19 protein-coding genes and 3 tRNA genes are annotated in these 19,505 nt (G+C 43.0%); 4 read left to right on the top strand and 18 right to left on the bottom strand.

The genetic code is table 11. The annotated features are described in order from the left end of the window. Positions 1-11: 11 nt before the first annotated feature. The 7 genes from tuf to GVN16_RS12555 form a co-directional block, all read right to left on the bottom strand. Entirely contained in the window at positions 12-1,199 is a 1,188-nt protein-coding gene (tuf, locus tag GVN16_RS12585; RefSeq protein ID WP_166564245.1) for an elongation factor Tu, read from the bottom strand. 107 nt (positions 1,200-1,306) lie between these two features. Further along, positions 1,307-1,378: transfer RNA gene (locus tag GVN16_RS12580), tRNA-Thr, on the bottom strand. Between the two features lie 13 nt (positions 1,379-1,391). Next, positions 1,392-1,464: transfer RNA gene (locus GVN16_RS12575), tRNA-Gly, on the bottom strand. A 15-nt stretch (positions 1,465-1,479) separates the two neighbouring features. Continuing rightward, positions 1,480-1,562, bottom strand: a tRNA-Tyr gene (locus GVN16_RS12570). A gap of 323 nt (positions 1,563-1,885) precedes the next feature. Beyond that, complete coding sequence (locus tag GVN16_RS12565; protein WP_166564244.1) at positions 1,886-2,938, bottom strand: outer membrane beta-barrel protein; 1,053 nt, start codon at positions 2,936-2,938, stop codon at positions 1,886-1,888. 82 nt (positions 2,939-3,020) lie between these two features. Continuing rightward, on the bottom strand, positions 3,021-3,914 hold the full coding sequence (locus GVN16_RS12560; protein ID WP_166564243.1) for a hypothetical protein: 894 nt from the start codon (positions 3,912-3,914) through the stop codon (positions 3,021-3,023). Positions 3,915-3,925: 11 nt separating this feature from the next. Next, complete coding sequence (locus GVN16_RS12555; protein ID WP_166564242.1) at positions 3,926-4,486, bottom strand: RNA polymerase sigma factor; 561 nt, start codon at positions 4,484-4,486, stop codon at positions 3,926-3,928. A gap of 84 nt (positions 4,487-4,570) precedes the next feature. Between GVN16_RS12555 and GVN16_RS12550 the strand changes: the two genes are divergently transcribed. Continuing rightward, complete coding sequence (locus GVN16_RS12550) at positions 4,571-5,164, top strand: Crp/Fnr family transcriptional regulator (RefSeq protein WP_166564241.1); 594 nt, start codon at positions 4,571-4,573, stop codon at positions 5,162-5,164. 67 nt (positions 5,165-5,231) lie between these two features. Here the strand turns inward: GVN16_RS12550 and GVN16_RS12545 are convergent, their stop codons facing one another. The 9 genes from GVN16_RS12545 to GVN16_RS12505 form a co-directional block, all read right to left on the bottom strand. Then, a complete protein-coding gene (locus GVN16_RS12545) occupies positions 5,232-5,879 on the bottom strand; it encodes a gluconate 2-dehydrogenase subunit 3 family protein (protein WP_166564240.1) in 648 nt (215 codons plus the stop codon). A gap of 4 nt (positions 5,880-5,883) precedes the next feature. After that, complete coding sequence (locus GVN16_RS12540; protein ID WP_166564239.1) at positions 5,884-7,626, bottom strand: GMC family oxidoreductase; 1,743 nt, start codon at positions 7,624-7,626, stop codon at positions 5,884-5,886. 79 nt (positions 7,627-7,705) lie between these two features. Next, a complete protein-coding gene (holB, locus tag GVN16_RS12535) occupies positions 7,706-8,806 on the bottom strand; it encodes a DNA polymerase III subunit delta' (RefSeq protein WP_166564238.1) in 1,101 nt (366 codons plus the stop codon). Continuing rightward, entirely contained in the window at positions 8,806-9,984 is a 1,179-nt protein-coding gene (locus GVN16_RS12530; RefSeq protein ID WP_166564237.1) for a putative sugar nucleotidyl transferase, read from the bottom strand. Before GVN16_RS12530 ends, holB begins: the two co-directional genes overlap by 1 nt. A 71-nt stretch (positions 9,985-10,055) precedes the next feature. Continuing rightward, positions 10,056-11,645: a S8 family peptidase gene (locus GVN16_RS12525; protein WP_166564236.1), complete on the bottom strand. Its 1,590-nt coding sequence runs from the start codon at positions 11,643-11,645 to the stop codon at positions 10,056-10,058. Positions 11,646-11,704: 59 nt separating this feature from the next. Continuing rightward, the gene (locus tag GVN16_RS12520) at positions 11,705-12,847 is read right to left on the bottom strand and encodes a PLP-dependent aspartate aminotransferase family protein (protein ID WP_166564235.1); all 1,143 of its coding nucleotides are present in this window, start codon (positions 12,845-12,847) and stop codon (positions 11,705-11,707) included. An 84-nt stretch (positions 12,848-12,931) separates the two neighbouring features. Continuing rightward, on the bottom strand, positions 12,932-14,176 hold the full coding sequence (locus GVN16_RS12515) for a DUF937 domain-containing protein (protein WP_166564234.1): 1,245 nt from the start codon (positions 14,174-14,176) through the stop codon (positions 12,932-12,934). 97 nt (positions 14,177-14,273) lie between these two features. Next, the gene (locus tag GVN16_RS12510) at positions 14,274-14,720 is read right to left on the bottom strand and encodes a DMT family transporter (protein ID WP_166564233.1); all 447 of its coding nucleotides are present in this window, start codon (positions 14,718-14,720) and stop codon (positions 14,274-14,276) included. 37 nt (positions 14,721-14,757) lie between these two features. Next, the gene (locus GVN16_RS12505) at positions 14,758-15,831 is read right to left on the bottom strand and encodes a M20 family metallo-hydrolase (RefSeq protein WP_166564232.1); all 1,074 of its coding nucleotides are present in this window, start codon (positions 15,829-15,831) and stop codon (positions 14,758-14,760) included. A gap of 200 nt (positions 15,832-16,031) precedes the next feature. Between GVN16_RS12505 and GVN16_RS12500 the strand changes: the two genes are divergently transcribed. From GVN16_RS12500 to GVN16_RS12490, 3 genes are read left to right on the top strand one after another with little or no spacing between them, the layout of a single operon-like run. Beyond that, the gene (locus GVN16_RS12500) at positions 16,032-16,430 is read left to right on the top strand and encodes a hypothetical protein (protein WP_166564231.1); all 399 of its coding nucleotides are present in this window, start codon (positions 16,032-16,034) and stop codon (positions 16,428-16,430) included. Positions 16,431-16,463: 33 nt separating this feature from the next. Then, positions 16,464-16,865 (top strand): hypothetical protein, encoded by a 402-nt coding sequence (locus tag GVN16_RS12495; RefSeq protein WP_166564230.1) that lies wholly within the window; start codon positions 16,464-16,466, stop codon positions 16,863-16,865. 30 nt (positions 16,866-16,895) lie between these two features. Then, positions 16,896-17,291 (top strand): hypothetical protein, encoded by a 396-nt coding sequence (locus tag GVN16_RS12490; protein ID WP_166564229.1) that lies wholly within the window; start codon positions 16,896-16,898, stop codon positions 17,289-17,291. Here the strand turns inward: GVN16_RS12490 and argB are convergent. Further along, the gene (gene argB, locus GVN16_RS12485) at positions 17,284-18,066 is read right to left on the bottom strand and encodes an acetylglutamate kinase (RefSeq protein WP_166564228.1); all 783 of its coding nucleotides are present in this window, start codon (positions 18,064-18,066) and stop codon (positions 17,284-17,286) included. The two genes, GVN16_RS12490 and argB, sit on opposite strands and share 8 nt — an antisense overlap. 50 nt (positions 18,067-18,116) lie before the next feature. Beyond that, complete coding sequence (locus GVN16_RS12480) at positions 18,117-19,487, bottom strand: hypothetical protein (RefSeq protein ID WP_166564227.1); 1,371 nt, start codon at positions 19,485-19,487, stop codon at positions 18,117-18,119. Positions 19,488-19,505: the final 18 nt, after the last annotated feature.

The following is a 19,505-nucleotide window of genomic DNA, read 5'->3' as shown; positions in this document are numbered from 1 at the left end:
TTCGAGAAATATTATTCAAGAATTTCAGTAACCTGACCAGCACCTACTGTACGACCACCTTCACGAATCGCGAAACGAAGACCTTTGTCCATCGCAATTGCATTGATAAGGTTTACAGTGATAGTGATGTTATCACCAGGCATTACCATTTCAACGTTCTCAGGCAAGAAGATCTCACCAGTTACGTCAGTGGTACGGAAATAAAACTGAGGACGGTACTTGTTAAAGAACGGAGTGTGACGACCACCCTCTTCTTTCGACAATACGTAAACTTCAGCTTTGAATTTAGTGTGAGGTTTTACTGAACCCGGCTTACAAATAACCATACCACGACGGATGGCTTCTTTCTCAATACCTCTCAATAAAAGACCTACGTTATCACCAGCTTCACCTCTGTCAAGGATTTTACGGAACATCTCAACACCAGTTACAACTGATTTAAGACCTTCAGCACCCATACCAAGGATATCTACTGCTTCACCAGAGTTGATGATACCAGTTTCGATACGACCAGTAGCAACAGTACCACGACCAGTGATCGAGAATACGTCTTCAACCGGCATAAGGAATGGCTTATCAGTAGCACGAGCAGGAAGTGGAATGAAACTATCAACCGCATCCATAAGCTCTTCGATTTTAGTTACCCATTGCTCTTCGCCGTTCAAGCCACCAAGTGCAGAACCTTGAATTACAGGGATATTATCACCGTCGAATTTGTAGAATGACAATAACTCACGAATCTCCATTTCAACAAGCTCAAGAAGCTCAGGATCATCTACTAAGTCAACTTTGTTCATAAATACTACCAACTGAGGAACACCTACCTGACGGGCAAGAAGGATGTGCTCACGAGTTTGTGGCATAGGACCATCAGTTGCAGCAACAACGATAATTGCACCATCCATCTGAGCAGCACCAGTTACCATGTTCTTAACGTAATCGGCGTGACCTGGACAGTCAACGTGTGCATAGTGACGATTAGCTGTTTCGTACTCTACGTGTGAAGTATTGATAGTAATACCTCTTTCTTTTTCCTCAGGTGCATTGTCAATTGAAGAGAAATCTCTCAATTTTGCAAGACCTTTTTTCGCAAGAACTGTAGTAATTGCGGCTGTTAATGTAGTTTTACCGTGGTCAACGTGACCGATAGTACCAATATTAACATGGGGTTTGCTACGGTCAAAATTTTCTTTTGCCATTTTATTAGATACGATTTATAGTTTTTCGATATTAAAAATTCAAAAAAGGAGCAATTATTATACAATAATTGCTCAATGCTCTGATTCCACCTTGCCAGTTAAGTCAGAGCCTTCGAGCAGGATTGAACTGCCGACCTCTTCCTTACCAAGGAAGTGCTCTACCACTGAGCTACGAAGGCTTAGGGAATTAAGAGCGGGCGACGAGGTTCGAACCCGCGACCTACAGCTTGGAAGGCTGTCGCTCTACCAACTGAGCTACGCCCGCTTATTAAAAGCGATGTGGGGGCGGATGGATTCGAACCACCGTAGGCGTACACCAGCAGATTTACAGTCTGCCCCATTTGGCCACTCTGGTACACCCCCAAATATTAATAACTTAAAACAAAGAACTGCCCTCTTTTCAAAAGGAGTTGCAAAAGTAGGAGGTTTTTTCTTATTCGCAAAATTATGACCAAAAAAATGTAAAGTTTTTTTAAAAAAATTATCGCAAATAAAATTGTCTCCTTCAAGTCCGCAGACCCGCCCGCAAACCTGATAAATCATCTGACTGTTTGTTAGCCACTTACAATTTCTTTAATCACCTTCTCCTTTTTATTAGGGCAAAAAACTAAAACGAAAAAAAGTTGCTCCCTATTTTCAGGAAAGCAACTTTTGAGCAGAAATGTTATTTAATCCGGCCCGGAATTTTACAACCTGATGCCTACACTGAAAGCCTGCAGGTCTTTCCCGTTGATCTGATTTTCCTTGAAAAGGTCATTCAGGTCATATCTGAAAAACAGCGTCAGTCCGTTCTTTCTTCCGAATTCCGTTGTAAGCCCATAGGTGACCTTGTTCATCCCGAAAGAGGCTTTCTCAATCACCCGGCCTTCTGATTCAGATTTAACCTTGCTGTAGCCCCCTATTCTGTAGCCGATATATCCCCCGATCCCGATTTTGAATTTCTCCTGCTTGAAGCCGAAGTTTAAAAGCACCGGCAGGTTCAGAAACGGCATCACCAGTTTTGATTTTTTGGTCTCAAATGTATTCTTCACAAAGCTGACCTGGTTGTTTTCATATTTGACAACGTTGCTGTTTTCAAACATAAAATTATACCAGGCGATTTCCGGACCGTAGCTCAGGGCCAGATCCATTTTTTCGCCCCTGATCAGGGTCGCATTCTTTCTGAACGAAAGTGCGACATATCTTGACGGCCAGGTCCTTAGGTCGTAGAGCTGAGAAGGGCCCTGGGATGCGTTATTGAAAAAATTATTGATCCCCAGGTAAATACCGAAGTCACTTCTGGCAAAGAATTTCTTTTTCTGAGCAGGCTTTTCCGGCTTGTCGGACTTGTGTTCAAAATCGTAGGAATCCTTTTTTTCTTCGATAATGATGTGCTTTTCTTCGCCCACGATAACGGTGTCCTGGGAGGATTTAAAGACAGGGTCCCTGGTCAGGATTTTGATTTTATTCCCCTCCCTCGATATCACAAAAATGGTGTCCTGTTTGCTGTTATCTTTCCCGATCAGGATCAGGGCTTTCTCTCTTTCCGTGGAATCCACCCCGATTTCTTTCAGCAGGTTCTCCAGGTTAAGGACTTTCGGAACATCAAAGCTCTTGCTGTGGGTTGTGTAAACGGTTATTCTTTTCTTAATACCCTTGTCTGTAAACTCGATTACGGTGGTATCGGACGGCATCACCGCAAAAGACTTAAAAGAAAGCCCGAAAGCTATTAAAAACAAAAGTAAAGCGGTCCTTTTCATTGGAGTAATTAGTTAAAATGTACCTCTAAGCCAGCCCAACGGGTCAATCCGGGTGACTGTCTGTTAAATTTATAGTGATTTATTAATTGTTATTGATCTTTCCTTTGATCCATTGCCATCCCTGCCTGATTTGCCTGGTCTCTGAAGCGATAAAGCCATCTTCCCTGGCTAACTCATCGTCATTTGATTTCAAACCGAGTTTGGCAAGGTTTACCTTCTCACCGTGTTTCAGATTTCTAATTTCTCCGAAAACCCTTGAGAAGACAGATTTTTCCTCATCTCCTTTATCGGTTCCCATAGCTACCACCTTCGATTTGTTGATGCCTGAATCCTGGTTAGGTAAATGAATGACCTCTTCTTCAGGAATGGTGGTGATCAGCACGATGGTTTCTCCTACTTCACTTTTAAACAGCTTATTCTGGTCTGTTGAGACCGGGGTATTCCGGGTAGCTTTTATGCTTTCAGACCTGTCAAGAGCCTGTGCCAGCTGGTCTTTAGGACGTTCATCTATTTCTATATTCCTGATCAGTTCATCAACAGACTTTTGCTGTGCTACCGAAGGAGCTGTTTGCGGGGCAACAACCGGCTTAGAAGATTGCTGAACTGCTTTATTAACCGTTTTATCCTTTGAACCCGGCTGCTCCTTTGATTCCGTACCAACAGCATTCTCAGCCACGGCAGCAGTATGGTTGTCTGTTTTTGGGACAGATTTCTGATTCTGAGCCATCCCCGGAGTTGAATGAATAACTGCTTCATCCGACTTGAACTGGAGATAACCGACCGTCATCAAAAGGGCAACAGAAGCCGCCGCACCATAATAATACCAGGCTTTAGGCCTGATCATCATAAATGGAGAGGCTTTCTTTTCTCTTTCCGCTAATTTTTCATGAAACCTGTCCATGGCTCTTTGCGAAGGAGTCACTTCGTGATCTGAGAGCCTTTCGGCAAAAAAATCATCTAAAGGGTTCTTTTTCATTTGGTTCATATCTAATTCCCTAAATTGTTCATTTTTAAATAGCTAAGCTTTTCCTGTAACATGGTCCTTGCCCGGCTCAGCTGCGACTTGGACGTACCTTCTGAAATCCCCAGTTTATCTGCGATTTCAGCATGACTATAGCCTTCTATAGCGTAGAGGTTAAAAACCGTTTTGTAACCTACCGGCAACTGATTAATAACACTCATCAGATCTTCCGCCTCCAGCGACGTATCTACCGAAAAATGAAAAGACTGATCGGAAACCAGTTCCAGGTCTATTTCTATCATTTTTTTCGATCTGAGATACATCAGGGCTTCATTCACCATAATTCTCTTAACCCATCCCTCAAAGCTTCCGTTAAAACCAAACTGGTCGATTTTATCAAAAACCCTCATAAACCCATCGATCATCACATCTTCTGCCAGCATTTTATCAGAAATATACCTCATACAGATACCCAGCATCCTTGAAGAATATTTACTGTAAAATTCATTTTGTGCAGCCTTATTACCTTGCTTAATTGCTTTAGCCAGATCATACTCGGTTTTAAACAAAGGTAAAATTTTAGTCATAAATATTTAGTTTCATTTTAAAGATGCAATTTTATTGTTTAAAGGTTGCATTATATTTGTAAAAATTTACCTGAACCATCAAAGATGAAAAATACCCTGTTCATAGAAGCAGTCAAATCTATTTATCCCATCTCCAAACAAATCCAGAAAGAGCTTGATAAAAGATTAAAAAGGAAGTCGGGCAAGGCCGGTGACCTTATCGTTAAAATCGGAGAAGTCAACGACACGCTTTATTTCATAGAGTCAGGAATGGTCAGATCGTATTACTTCAAGGAAGAAAACGAAAATGAAGAGAAGATTGAAGTGACCTCGTGGATCATCAATGAGTTTAACTTTATTTATATTCCCCATAGTTTTATTTCACAAACTTCGTCTCTGGAGGCGGTGGAACTACTTGAGGACTCAGAATTCATCTGTCTCAAACATAAAGACCTGTATGAGCTCTATAACACTTTTCCGGAAGCCAATTACGTGGGCCGGATCCTGACGGAAATATCATTGATCATGTATGATGAAAGGGTAAGGTTTCTGAGAATGATGAGTGCCCAGAAAAGACATGAGATTTTCCAGACCAGTTATCCGGAAATTTATGAAAGAGCTCCGCTAAAATATATTGCTTCGTTTTTAGGTCTCACTCCCGAAACCCTCAGCAGGGTCCGGTCAAAAAAGAGTAAATAAAAAATTCTGCAAAAAGATAAACCTGGGGTTCATCCGTTTGCAGAACTTAGTCTTCTGAAGATATAAATTATCCGTTTACATGCTTACTCCATTCGTCATAGCTAAGGTTATATTTAGCTAAAACATCTTTAGGCACACCATCCCACTGATTAGGCGTGTTTCCGGCATACCCGATATCCTTTATCCCCATCTCAGAGCTGAAGAACCCTGAAGCGGTCAGGTTTCTCATCAGATTAAAAAATGCCACACCCTGTGACATTTCAGGCTTTGCCTTTGAAGGATAAGCGATCTGGTCTACCAGCTTGAGGCGGTTGGCAGGAGTTAAAGACCTGAATTTCTGGCCGAATTGTTTCTTTGATTCCATATCCAGCCACATCAAACCTCCTCTTAAAGGTGTCTGCTGTGCTGGGATATCCTTAGCCATGAATTCGATAAAAGCGGGTACTCCTGCCTGTGAGGCACTTCCCGAAATCTTATCAGCCGGAATAATGATATCTACCAGGATGGTTACCGTGGCCAGTTCATGAGCAGAAAAAAACCTCTGGGCATTCAGTTTATTATTATGCTCAATTTCTTCTTTAAGCCTTCCGCCTGCTACATCAGGTATCGGTTTAACCTCAGTTTTTTTTACGGGAGTTTGCCCGATAAGATCGCCGGAAACAACCACTCCGGCTGTTCCCAAACCTATATTTTTAAGTATGTCTCTTCTTTTCATTTGATTAAAGTTTTTTAGCTTTTACCTGATCCATGATATAAGCTGAAGCCCTCATTGATAATGCCAGGATGGTCCATGTTGGGTTTTTATCTGCCTGTGAAACGAAAGATCCTCCGTCAACCACAAAAAGGTTTTTAACATCATGGGCCTGGGAATTTTTATTCAAAGCAGATTTTGAAGGATCGTTACCCATCCTTACCGTACCTACTTCGTGAATAATCCTGCCAGGTGCAGCCAGACCATAATCAGTATCGGCTCCCGGTTTAGATCCGCTGGCAATACCACCTAAAGCATGAATGATTTCCTCGAAAGTATCCTGCATGTGTTTGGCTTGTTTTACTTCATAATCACTCCACTTGTAATGGAAACGTAAAACAGGGATACCCCATTTATCCACTACATTAGGGTCGATTTCACAATAATTATCTTCTCTTGCCACGGCTTCTCCCCTTCCGGCCATACCGATATTGGCACCATAGAAGAATCTGTAGTCGTCTTTCAGCGAAGCTCCGTACCCACCGCCGGTTTTAACGACACCGTCTCTGCCCGGATATTTCCCGTTGACATTTTCCATGCCCGAGCCGAAGCCATAACCCGGCATTCCCATACCTCCACCGTATTCGATGTGGTACCCTCTCGGGAAGTCAAGTTTGGAGTTATCCAGCCACCATGGAGAATAAACGTGCATACCGCCCACGCCATCTTCGTTGTATCTTTTACGGTCAACCAGATGAGGAATAAAAGCACTTCTGCTGGCTCCTGTCGAGTCATGCAGGTATTTTCCAACCACTCCGGATGAGTTGGCCAGACCACCTGTAAATCTTGATGATTTGGAATTTAACAGCAAACGGGCTGATTCTCCGGCACTTGCTGCCAGAATCACAATTTTACCATTAACCGTTACTTCCTCTAAGGTATGTTTATTTACGTAAGACACGCCTGTTGCCAGTCCGCTGGTATCGGTAAGCACCTCTCTTACCATCGCATTGTTGATCAGGGTAAGATTACCGGTTTTAAGGGCTGGTTTCACCAATACAGAAGATGACGAAAAGTCGGCATAAGCCTGGCATGCCCTGCCGCACTGACCGCAGTAGAAGCAAGAGCCTCTTTCGTCGTTGATAGGCTTGGTTAGCATCGACATCCTGGAAGGAATGGTCGTTACTCCCGTTTTTTTGTTGGCCTCCATGATCATCAACTCGTGCAAACGAGGCTTCGGAGGAGGTAAGTATATACTATCCGGGTCGTTCGGAAGGTTAGCTTTAGAGCCGAAAACCCCGATCAATTTGTCTACTTCATCATAGTAAGGAGCTACATCTTCGTAGCTGATAGGCCAGTCGTCGCCCAATCCGTCGATACTTCTGCGTTTGAAATCCTTTGGCCCGAACCTCAGGGAAATACGTCCCCAGTGATTGGTCCTGCCACCCAGCATCCTTGACCTGAACCAGTCAAACTTAGTTCCGTTTTTGCGGGTGTAAGGCTCTCCCTCAATCTCCCAGCCACCCCAGGCTGCGTCAAAGTCTCCAAAGGGACGCACGGTGGAAGCTCCTCTTCTCGGAGATTCATACGACCATTTAAGCTGGGTAATGTATTTGGGATCTGCGGGGTCAAAATATCCGCCGGCTTCAAGGAGGCAGACTTTCGCCCCTGCTTTGGTCAATTGATGGGCTGCCATACCGCCGCCGGCACCAGACCCTACAATAATTACATCAAAAACAGGTGCCTGTTCTTTAATTTGAAAGGATTTCATTCGGTTTTAAAAAAAGGATTGAACAATGCGTTAAAACTAGCATTAATTTTTAAAAAGAAAAAATAAAGATTCAAGTACTTTATCTTATCAATCTTGAAATACTCAGGGAGGTGTCCAGAAAGGCTATCTTGGCCCTGACATTTCTTTCAATATGAAAATGGGCCTCGCTGATCAGACCGATGATATGTTCAAGGTTTCCTATATTAAAAACCTTTGAGAACTTCTGTACAAAGACAAGTTCTTCTCCTTCTATCCTGACGAGTTGCTCAGCACTCTGGGTGTAAAGGAATAATTCCCTCAGAATCCTCAAACCATATTCGAAAAGTCCTTTTTGTGTTTCTTTCGTAAAAGTATCGAATTCATCAGCCAGCGGAATCAGTTTTGAAACATCAAAGGCATAGCAATACCGCATCCAGTTGGCGAACCATTCCTGCTCGTTCTGGATTTTCTGTTCCATCAGTTCCTCGGCCTTGTTCATATCCCCATCTGAAAGAAAAGCGATCTGAGCCGCCCTTTCTTCGTTGTCAAGACCTTTTTTCATCAGATATTTTATGACTTCATCCTGATTGAAGTTTCTGATCGCAACCCGCTGGGCCCTTGAGATAATGGTGGTCAGCAAGCGGTCCATAGAACTACAGACCAGCAAAAACAGCGTTTGCTCAGGTGGTTCTTCCAGGATTTTTAAAAGGGCGTTGGCCGTAGCCGTATGCAGATTTTCGGCCTGCCAGATAATAACGATCTTATATCCGCCTTCGTAGGATTTTAAGGAAAGATTCTGGATGAGTTGCCTGGCTTCTTCAACAGGAATATTCCCTTGTTTAATCTCTACGAAATTAAGCCAGTCCGAAAGCCCTCCGAATGGTTTTTCGGCTACAAATTCCCTCCATTCCTTCATGAAGTTTTCTGAGAGTACTTTTTTACCCCCGGCGGTCGGGAAAATATAAGTAACATCAGGATGAGCCAGTTTTTTTATCTTCAGACAGGACGAACATTTTCCGCAGGCATCTGTTTCCTGTTTGTCTTCGCAATTGAGATAGGTAGCAAAAGCAAGGGCCATAGCCAGGTTGGCACTGCCGTCCAGCCCGTGAAAAAGCTGTGCATGGGCCACATGGTTATTGGTAACCGACCTGATCAGTAAATCCTTGGTTTCCTGAAGCCCCGGAATATTAGCAAAAAGCATTATTCTTTCTTTTTATTATCTGAGATGAATTTTAAAATGGCTTCGTCGTCTGCTGAAAGTTTCATAGCACGCCTGCCCATGGTCGTATTGATCACCTCTATGGCTTTGTCATAACGGTAATCCTCATAACCTGACAGTTTGCCGCCCCAGGTAAAACTGGGAATAAATTTCTCCTGAAAGTCTGCTCCATACACATTGGAAGCTACCCCTACAACTGTCCCGGTATTGAACATGGTGCTGATGCCCGCTTTGGTATAATCGCCCATGAATGTGCCGCAGAAAATTTCCCCGGAGGGTTCAAGTTGTGAGGTGTGATAATTATAGAGTTTTACTTCTTTATAATCGTTTTTAAGATTCGAATTGTTGGTATTTGCCCCGAGGTTACACCATTCGCCGATAAAGGAATTACCCAGGAATCCATCGTGGGCTTTGTTCGAATAACCCATAAAAATGGAGTTCCCCACTTCACCTCCTACCCTGCAAACGGGCCCAAGGGTTGTATTCGGCCTTATTTTAGCTCCGAAAGCCACCATAGATTCTTCTCCGATGGCAGCAGGTCCGATGATCAGGCTGCCTTCCTGGATAACGGCATTTTTACCGATATAGATCGGGCCGTTTTCAGCATTGAGAATAGAGGATTTGATAGAAACACCCTCTTCAATGAATATATTTTCTTCACCGTAAACACTGGTATATTTATCTGTTACAGGGGCTGATTGCCTGCCGTGTGTCAGCAATCTAAAGTCAGAGCTTATCTGGGCAGCATTTTTCAGAAATAAATCAGGAAGTTTTGTGAGGAAAGAAACATCGCCCTCCCACTCTACCTGTTCAAACCCGAGGTTATCAAAACCAAAGCCTAAATGCTGGTTTGTATTGACCGCCAGTATCTTCCCGGACTTTGTCAGAGCCTGGCCGTTTTCTAATGTCAGTATTTTATCGAGAATCTGATTATCCGGTAAAACAGATGCATTCAGATATATATTATCTGCAGCATAATTGACTGCGAATTTTGATTGAAGATAGGCTTCTGTAAGGTAGCTGTACTGACCCTCCTGACGTCTCGACCATTTTTCTGCAATGGTGATTACACCCATTCTGATCTCAGAAACTGGACGTGTGAGGGTAACTGGTTTAAGTTGATTACGGAATACAGGATCGTCAAAAAGTATAAAATTCATCTCCGGACTTTTATTTGCAAAAGTACGCCCGGAAATGAATTTTTAAACGGTCGCTGATAAAATATTTCGGACTACTGTTGTTTTTGAGTCATTTGGGTCGCCATCTTAACGGCATTGTAGGTATTTACTACCCCGCCGGTTACAGACAGATCTCCGAATTTAACTTTTTCTTCTCCACCGGGAATTTTCACGGTAGCATCCGGAAGTTTCACTGAAGAATCAAGAATGATATTCTTGATTTGAGGAGCTGTTAAAGAAGGGAAATAAGATCTCAATAAAGCCGCTACACCTGCTACAGCCGGGGAAGCCATACTGGTACCTTGTTTTTCTTCGTATTTATTTCCCGGAACAGTAGAGTAAATGGCCACTCCCGGAGCAAAAACATCAACTCCTTTTTTTCCATAGTTGCTGAAAGTTGCCGCCAGGTCAGGGGCTTCTTCATGATTCAGAGCACCGACAGAAATCCAGTTTTGTGCCTGACCACCGTTAAGATATTCTCTCACAGGGTAATGTACTTCCTGGTCTATATCAAGGTTATCGTTTCCTGAAGCCGCTACAAGTACCACATCTTTGCTTTCTGCGTATTTGACAGCTTCATCCACCCATTTTTTATCAGGCGAATAGGCTTTGCCAAAACTCATATTGATCACCTGGGCCCCGTTGTCAACAGCGTACCTGATGGCATTGGCCACGTCCTTATCTCTTTCGTCACCATTAGGCACACATCTGATGACCATGATTTTCACATTGTCTGCTACGCCCTTTACACCTAATCCGTTCTCTCTCTGAGCAGCGATGATCCCCGCAACGTGCGTACCGTGCATAGCATCAGGGCCTGTTACCTCATTGTTTCCGTATTTACCATACTGAAGTTTGGAAAGATCGTCGCCCACTACTTTTCTCGGTTCGAAATCAAGATTGTAATTAAACTTAACCTCATCTTCAAAATGCTGCACACCATCTTTAAGGTCTGAAAGTGTGGCACCCATGGCTGTCAGCTGAAGCCAGAACTGCTTGGCCTGACGCACAGATCTGTCAAAGTTTTCGTCTTTTATCTGTTCAACATCCGCCGTCAATACCACATCTTTTTTCAAAACCGCCTTCAGGGTTTCTTCAGCTTCAGTAAACTTCTTGTACATGTTGGTATACATCGGAAGGTATTTCTCAGCCTCTTCTCTTTTATCTTTGATATCAATCTCCAGCTTTTTGTAGAGGTTATAATCCGATTTGTTTTTCTTGATCAGCCTCTTTTTAGGATTGTCACCAAACTTTTGTTTAAGATTCTTGTAAATACGGGTCATTTCCAACTGCTCCTGGTTCACATCTGTTCCATCTGCTCCGCCGATAAAATCCCAGCCGTTCACATCATCTATGAATCCGTTTTCATCATCATCTTTGCCATTGCCCGGAATTTCTCTGGTATTGACCCAGATGACGTTCTTCAGGTCTTCATGATTAATATCAATACCCGAGTCAATTACTCCGACGATTACTGTTTTTGAAGGTTTGTCTTTTAACAGCTCTGCATAAGCTTTTTCAGTACTCATTCCTCTAATGCCATCCTTGGCGTAGTCGAGGTTATGCCAGTTGGGTTTGGTTTTAAGGTTTTGTGCGTTAGCCGCTATGACGGCGAAAAGAATTATCCCAATAGTTTTTTTCATGCTTATAATCAGCTCTTTTTGTTAAAGTATTGCGAAATAAACGATTTAAATCGAAAATATTATACTAATGCTTGCTTAAAATCTTCAATTAAATCTTCAATAGATTCAATCCCGACAGAAATTCTCAGCAGATTCGGAGGGCTGACAGAATGTGTTCCCTCGGCTGTTCTACGATGATCCACCAGGCTTTCCACTCCTCCGAGGCTGGTAGCGTGTTTAAATATTTTCAATTTCGACGCTACTTTCAGGGTGTTGACTTCATCTCCTTTTATCAGGACCGAAAGCATACCCCCAAAGCCGTTTTTCATTTGTTTTTTGGCAATCACATGCCCCGGATCAGTAGCAAGGCCCGGATAATAGACTTTTTCAATCGCCGCATGGTGCTCAAAAAACTCAGCCAGTTTTACGGCATTTGAAGCATGAACAGGCATCCTGACAAAAAAAGTAGCCAGGCTTCTGTTCAGCAACCAGGTATCAAAAGAAGAAGGAACGGCTCCACCGAGGGTTTGAAAATCCCTCACTTTCTGAAAAACGCCTTCCGGTGTGTTTTCTGAAGCAATAATACACCCTCCCAGGATATCTGAGTGTCCCGAAAGGTATTTGGTGGTGGAATGCATTATAAGATCCACTCCGAAATCAAAAGGTGATGTAAAATAGGGTGTTGCCCAGGTATTATCACAGGCTGTGAGGATGCCTTTCTTTCTGGCGATCTGAACGACTCCCTCTATGTCTGTGATTTTTAATTGAGGATTGGACGGGGTTTCCATCCATATGAGCTTTGTTTCGTTCTTTATTGCCTTCTCAATCTCAGCCAGGTCAGTCATGTCTACTGAAGTACAGGTCAAACCCCATGATTGATAGAGATTATCAATAAGTACCTTCGTTCCATAATAAATATCATCAGGCAAAATAACGTGGCTCCCGTGACCCAGAGCATGAAAAATGCTCATCGTAGCCGCCTGGCCGGAAGAAAAACATGCTGCCGACTTGCCGTTTTCCAAGGCAGCCAGTTTGCCCTCGAGGGCTTGCCGGTTTGGATTTGAAGCTCTTGCATAAATATCCCTGCCCTCCGGAAAACCTCCGTTCTGATCCCTTTCGAAAGTAGTAGAAAGAATAATAGGCTGGGAAACTGCTCCGTAACTGTTTTCGGGACCGTTCTGATGGATGAGCAGGGTTGATAACGAAGTTTTATTTTCAGACATAATTTGTTGTTAAGTACAAACAAATGTAAAAAAAAGCCATGTAAACCTTACCGGATACATGGCTTTATTTCAATGTCTGCTATTTTATCTGCCTATTCTGATCGCAATTGAGTTTGATTCAGGGCCCTCAATTCTTCTTGTATTAATCACTATCCGAGACTCATCAATGCCGTTTTCGATCAGCAGTTCCCTGATGGCGTAGCTTCGGTCTTCTGCCAGTGTTTTATTGGCCCCGCTGATCGGAGCGATGAAAATCCTGTCTTTCTGATTGGCTTTCAGTCTTTTTACCAATTCAGATATACCCCCGGCATTGCTCACGGCAGCACTGTTTTTTTCAAAGCTGACGCCGGTTATTCCCGACCAACCGTCTGAAAAAGTTTTCGGAGCATTGGTCTTAACTTCCGCCTCTCCATTATCAGCAGGCTTCGCCGCCGGTTTTATTTCCTGCTGAGCCGGCTTTACATTTTCTTTGAGCGGAGTCGTTTCAGGTACAATTTCAGGTTCTTTGGCTACTTCTGCAGTTGCATTCTGAAGTGTATCAGGTGTTTTCGGATCCAGAAGTTCTGAAGGGTTAAGAGCAGGCTCGCTTATCGCAGTATCTCTCATAATTCCTTCCTTCAAAGCCAGAAACTCCTTTTCCTTTTGTTTTACATAATAGAAATAATATAAACTGCCCGCTCCCAGTAAGGCCAGGAAAACCCACGGGAGGATATACCTCCACTTTGTTCCCGAAGAAGATCTCAGAGGCTGAACCTTCTGCACTTTTTCCTCTTTCTCTACCGGTTCATTGATTTCAGACTTCAGGCTAAGTATATTACTGATGGCGGGAGGCAATGTCCTCAAAACCACCTCGCTCTGATTGTTCAGAAGATCGCATAAGCCTGACGCATCCAGCCCTCGGGCTTTTACCCGGCGGCCTATCAACCCAAGGATCAAAGGAGCTGAAATGCTGAATAAAGAAGACGCTGAAGTTTTCTTAGCTCCCGAAATGGAGGCTATTTTATCAATGATCAGGTTGGAGTTTGATCCGAAAAAATGTGATACAATATTATTACCGATGGTAATGATCAGTTGTGTTTTATCAAAATTCGAAAGAAGCCCGTTTACATTCTCCAGGATATCGCCGGAATGCCCGCCGTCCTGCAGCACCTTCATGATTTTGTTTCCCTCGGCCTCTGATTTAGAGTATTTTAACAGCCCACCCAAAAATGAAGGAATAGCCAGACTCATAGCGTTTGAAACCATGTCTTTATCTTCTCCCAAAAAATCACCTATGTTTTCTGCAACCTGAGGAGATATTATTCCTTTCAATTCTGAAATTAAGTCCATTTAAATTTTTGATTTTAGAATTACGAACCTTCTTGTGGTATTATTCTCTCTCAACACAAAAACTATGCCCAATAATTTTTAAAATCAGGAAATAGATTCAATTTCTCAAGATTAATAACGCTCCGCAAACAATGAATACAGCTCCCAGAATTCTCCAGATATTGAGGGGTTGCGTCTGAAAACCAAGCCATCCGAAATGATCGAGGACCATGGCCATCAGCAACTGACTGCCGACTATCAAAGTGATCATATTGGCAGAGCCTATTTTCTGGATGCTCATAATGACCGAGGTAACATAAAACGCTCCCAGAAGCCCTCCGGTATATTGCCAGATAGAAATACTTTTCAGCGTGGCGAAAGCGGGAAGCTGACTTTTAGGAAAAAAAGGATAGACGATCAAAAGCACCAGCAGGCCCGAAGAAAATGAAATAATAGCGGCCAGAACCGGGTTATGCAGCGATTTTCTTAATTCAGAATTGACACCGGACTGGATACTTGTGCCCACACCGCAAAGGATAGCTAGGATATAATAAAAAATATTCATCGTAAATTTTGAAAAGATTTAAATGATTTTCTGACGCTTAAAGAATGACCTGTTCCAGCATTCTCTTATATATTTCTATGCCTTTTTCAATCTCTGAAATATAGATAAATTCATTGGCTGTATGTGATCTTGCAGAGTCGCCTGGGCCTATTTTCAAGGTCGGAAAATCCATCAGAGCCTGATCTGATAAGGTCGGTGAACCATAGGTCGTCCGGCCCAGATTTACCCCCGCTTTTACGATCGGATGGTCCGGCGGAATACCTGAAGGTTTCAGTCTCACCGAACGTGGTGTTACCTTACTTCTGATGTGGGATGAGATCATTTCAAGTGTCTGTTCCAGGCTATACGCATCCGTTGCCCGGATATCTACCACAAACTTGCATTCATCAGGCACTACATTATGCTGGGTTCCTGCATTGATCTGGGTCACGCTCATTTTAACAGGTCCGAGGCTTTCCGAAACCACCGGAAACTCAAAAGTCCTGAACCATTCTATATCCTGTAAAGCCTTGTAGATCGCATTTTCTCCTTCATTTCTGGCGGCATGCCCCGACTTTCCTTCTGCCACACAATCCAACACCATGAGGCCTTTTTCGGCCACAGCCAGGTTCATTTGTGTCGGCTCCCCCACTATTCCGAAATCAATAACCGGCAGTTCAGACAAAAGCAATTCGATGCCGTTTTTGCCGGAAATTTCCTCTTCGGCCGAAGCCGCAAAAATCAGGTTGTATTTTAAATCAGACCTGTCATAGAAAAACAAAAAAACACCGAGTAAAGATACGAGTGGGCCACCTGCGTCATTACTTCCTAATCCCGTAAGCTTATCGCCTTCAAGAACGGGCAGAAAAGGATCGTATGTCCAGGAAATATTGGGTTTTACAGTGTCATGATGAGAATTGAGCAGTATTGTCGGCAGGTTTTCATCAAAATGCAGGTTTTTGGCCCAGATATTATTCAAAAGCCTGTTGACTGAAATATCCTTACTTTCTAAAAAAAGCTGAAGTATATCTGCCGTTTTATCTTCTTCACGGCTGAAAGAAGGCGTGGCAATGAGTTTTTTCAATAATTCAACAACTTCCGTATTGATGGTTTCAAGCGAAGAGTATGACATACCTGAATAATTTTGAACAAAGGTAGGAATTAGCGGCAAGGTGTCAGCTATAGGCTAACCGGATTTTGAGATTTTTATCTGCAATGTCATATCTTATAAAAGACTCCCGGATCGTTTTCTTGTAAAAAGTCAAATTAAAACAGGCAAATTGCAACCAATCAGCAGAAATCAGAATCTCTGAAAGAAAGATTCAGCTAACAATGAAAATATTTTCAGCTATTGCTCTATTTATTGCCCTTATTGCTTGCGAGGGCAGGAACCTGGCACCGGAAAAAGCCATAGTGGGCCGGTGGGAATGGGTAAAAAGTGTAGGAGGAATAGCCGGAATGACCTACAAAGCTTCTGAAAATGATAAGCGGCAAATGGTGTTTACCAAAAAAGGAGACTTTGAGTTTTTTATCAATGGTCAATCTGTCACAAAAAGGAAATACGAAGTAAGAAAAGGACGTTCCATTTCTTCAACAGAGCCGGTCACGATGATTTTCTTCGTGCCGGATTCCACCGCATCGCCGCTGTCTTTTCAAGTTGAATCGAATACTTTATATTTGTCTGATGAGCATAATGATGGGTTTCAGAGCTCTTATGTAAGGATTAAATAATACTTTTGTTGATTAATATTAATTTCTCAGGATATGAAAATGCTTTCAGTTATTGTTTTGTTTTTTGCTTTAATGGCTTGTGAGAGCGAAAACGCCGCTCCACAGGAAAAGACCCTTGTGGGTAAATGGGAATGGGTGTTAAGCACCGGAGGGATAGCCGGAATGACGATCAAAGCTTCTGAAAACAACAGGAAACAACTCCTGTTTACTACTGACGGTGATTTTGAAATGTTTGAAAACGGCAAATCAAAGATAAAAACCAAGTACCAGATAAAGGACGGTAAGTCTATTACCTCGACCGAGCTGGTTCCTATGATTTACTTTTTGCCGGACTCAACCTACTGGCACCAGTCTTATCAGCTCAAAGGAGATTCCCTTTTTCTCTTTGACGAGGTTTATGATGGATTCGGACACACTTATGTAAGGACTAAATAAATTTGTGTCCTTAAAACCACTGCCTGATTCATGAAAACCCTCTCTATACTAATCTTATTTTTTGCTTTTGCAGCCTGTAAAAACCAGGAAAGTGTCCCCAGTAAGACAACACTCTCAGGCAAATGGGAGTGGGTGGAAAGCCAGGGAGGCAAAACAGGAATGACGGTCAAAGCTTCAGCGGTCAACAACCGTCAACTGATATTTACGCACAATGGAGACTTCGAAATGATAGAAAACGGTGAGTCGAAGATAAAAACCAGTTACGTCATAAGAGAGGGCAGCTCTATCACTTCTGCAGACAAAGTACCTCTGATCTACTACCGGTCCGATTACTGGCAGCAATCCTATCATATCAAGGGAGATTCTCTTTTCCTGGTCGATGAAGTTTACGATGGGTACAGGCACATTTACCTGAAAATCAGATAACGATACTCGTACCGGCCGTACCAAGTTCTACGGCATCAAAAAGCTCGTCTGCATGACAGATGATCACCTGATTTACACCATTCTGAATAGCAGAAAAGGCGTTATCCAGTTTAGGGATCATCCCTTCATAGATTACGCCTTCCTGTTTATATTTTTCATACAATTCCGGGTTTAAGCGGCTGATGACGGAGTTATCGTCCGAGGCATCTGACAGCACGCCTTTCTTTTCGAAACAGTAGATTAAATTTACTTTAAAATCTTTTGAAATCGCCACTGCTACAGAAGAGGCCTGTGTATCGGCATTGGTATTCAGAATGTTACCTTCTTTATCGTAAGTCAACGGAGCAAAAACCGGGGTCACCCCTGCTTCAAGCAATGTTTTGATAAACTCCGCATTGACTTTTCTGACATCGCCCACATAACCGTAATCAATGGCACCGACCTTCCTTTTTTCAGCCAGTATCGAATTACCGTCTGCTCCGGTCAGCCCGATGGCATTACAATTTTTGGATTGCAGCTTTGCTACAATCTGCTTATTGACTAATCCACCGTAAACCATCGTCACCACATCACGCATCGGTTCGTCGGTGATTCTGCGGCCTTCTACCATCACCGTTTTTACACCTAATTGCTCTGCAACTTTGGTCGCAATTTTTCCTCCTCCGTGAATGAGGATTTTGTATCCGCTTAAAGCCGAAAACTTCGAAAGAAACTCTTCTATTTTCTGAGGGTTATCAATGACATTTCCTCCTATCTTAATTACATTTACCAGCATCTCATAGTTTTTATGCCGCAAAAATTGAAAATTAAGCCTTCACTATCAAATTAATTCTCATTAAATCCATCTGTGATGGCTTTTCTCAATGCCTGATGAGGCCTCAAACCGTTGTTTCGGTATAGCTTCTGAGGACGGTCGGCGTTCGACTCTCCCTGGTTCTTCATCTTTTCAGCATTGCGTTTGCGGTATTCCTCAAATTCCTCGTCGGTCATATCGCCCCTGTTGGACTTTCCTGAGAAATAACCTTCGCTGTAAGAACTCACACGGGCCGACTCTACTGAGAGCTTTATCTTTTCCCTGATCTCGTTCAGCTCACCGGTGATCTGGTTTTTATCTTCCTTCAATTCATCCAGTTTCGGCATCAATGCTGAAGACTGATCCAGGAACTCAAGAGCGGTTTTCGCCTCAAACCATACTTTTTTATTTTCGTCCAGTACAGGCGTCTTCTTCCGGATTTTCCGGTTAGCCCGCCGGATGGAAGGGTTGAGCTGGAACCACCGGACCCAATAACTCTGGAGGATCGGGAAGGCAATACCCAGACAGATGGCCCCAGCAATGGCAAATAAAACGCCACTCAAAACAAAAGAAAACAAAGCCCACGGGCTATTGACCAGTTCGAGGTTAAGCTGATCGTATTCTTTCAGTTTCTGTTCAATTTTCTGGGTCAGGACAGGGTTTTCAACCTGCTGGCCGGTAGCATTCAGCGGAGTAGCGTCCAGCTGCATGGTCTTGATCTGACGGTTGATACTTTCCTTTAATTTATCTGTTTTGTAAGCTTCGTAACGGAACCATCCCAAAACAGTCAGCGTAACTACCGATATGACCAGCAAAAGGGTCTGGAAATAACCGTAAATCTTTTTGGTCTTCTCATTAAAATTGTGGAGATAAGGCATCTCCACCAGACGTTCGTAGGCTGGTTTCAGCAAAATAGACAAACTGGCAAGACCAACGGCAAAAGCCCAGGCTTCAAAATTATTCCGGATGTTAAGGGCATAGGCCACAATCTCGTGAGAAATGATCAGGTCACCGGCCACAAAAGCTCCGGCTGCCAGGAAATAAAGAAGTCCGGCCAGAAAAGGGTACGGCGTGTTCTTTTTCTTTTTTTCTTCCTGCAGGTCTTCTATTTTCTTCCTGTTGTTTTCGATTTCTGTCGCAGCTGCTTCCACCAGGTAGTCCTGTTCTTCAAAAACACGGCTTTTCTCCTGTTTTTGCTTCAGGTTTTCGATCTGGTCTTCGGTTACCTTTGCGATCTGAGCGTTGATATCAATAAGCTCTTTTGATTTCTGCTGGTAGCGTTCCTGCCACCACTCCAGGCTCACTTCGCTGGAAAGGTATCCTTCATAAATGCTTTTTTCAACATTGTCGAGGCCATTGTTAAAGCCCCTGTCAAAATCCTCGTTTATTTTTTCCTTATTCATCTGCTTAATATTTTCTGA

The organism is Emticicia sp. CRIBPO, from assembly GCF_009905725.1.
Taxonomy (GTDB): domain Bacteria; phylum Bacteroidota; class Bacteroidia; order Cytophagales; family Spirosomataceae; genus Leadbetterella.
This window is presented reverse-complemented; position numbering and strand designations above follow the sequence as displayed.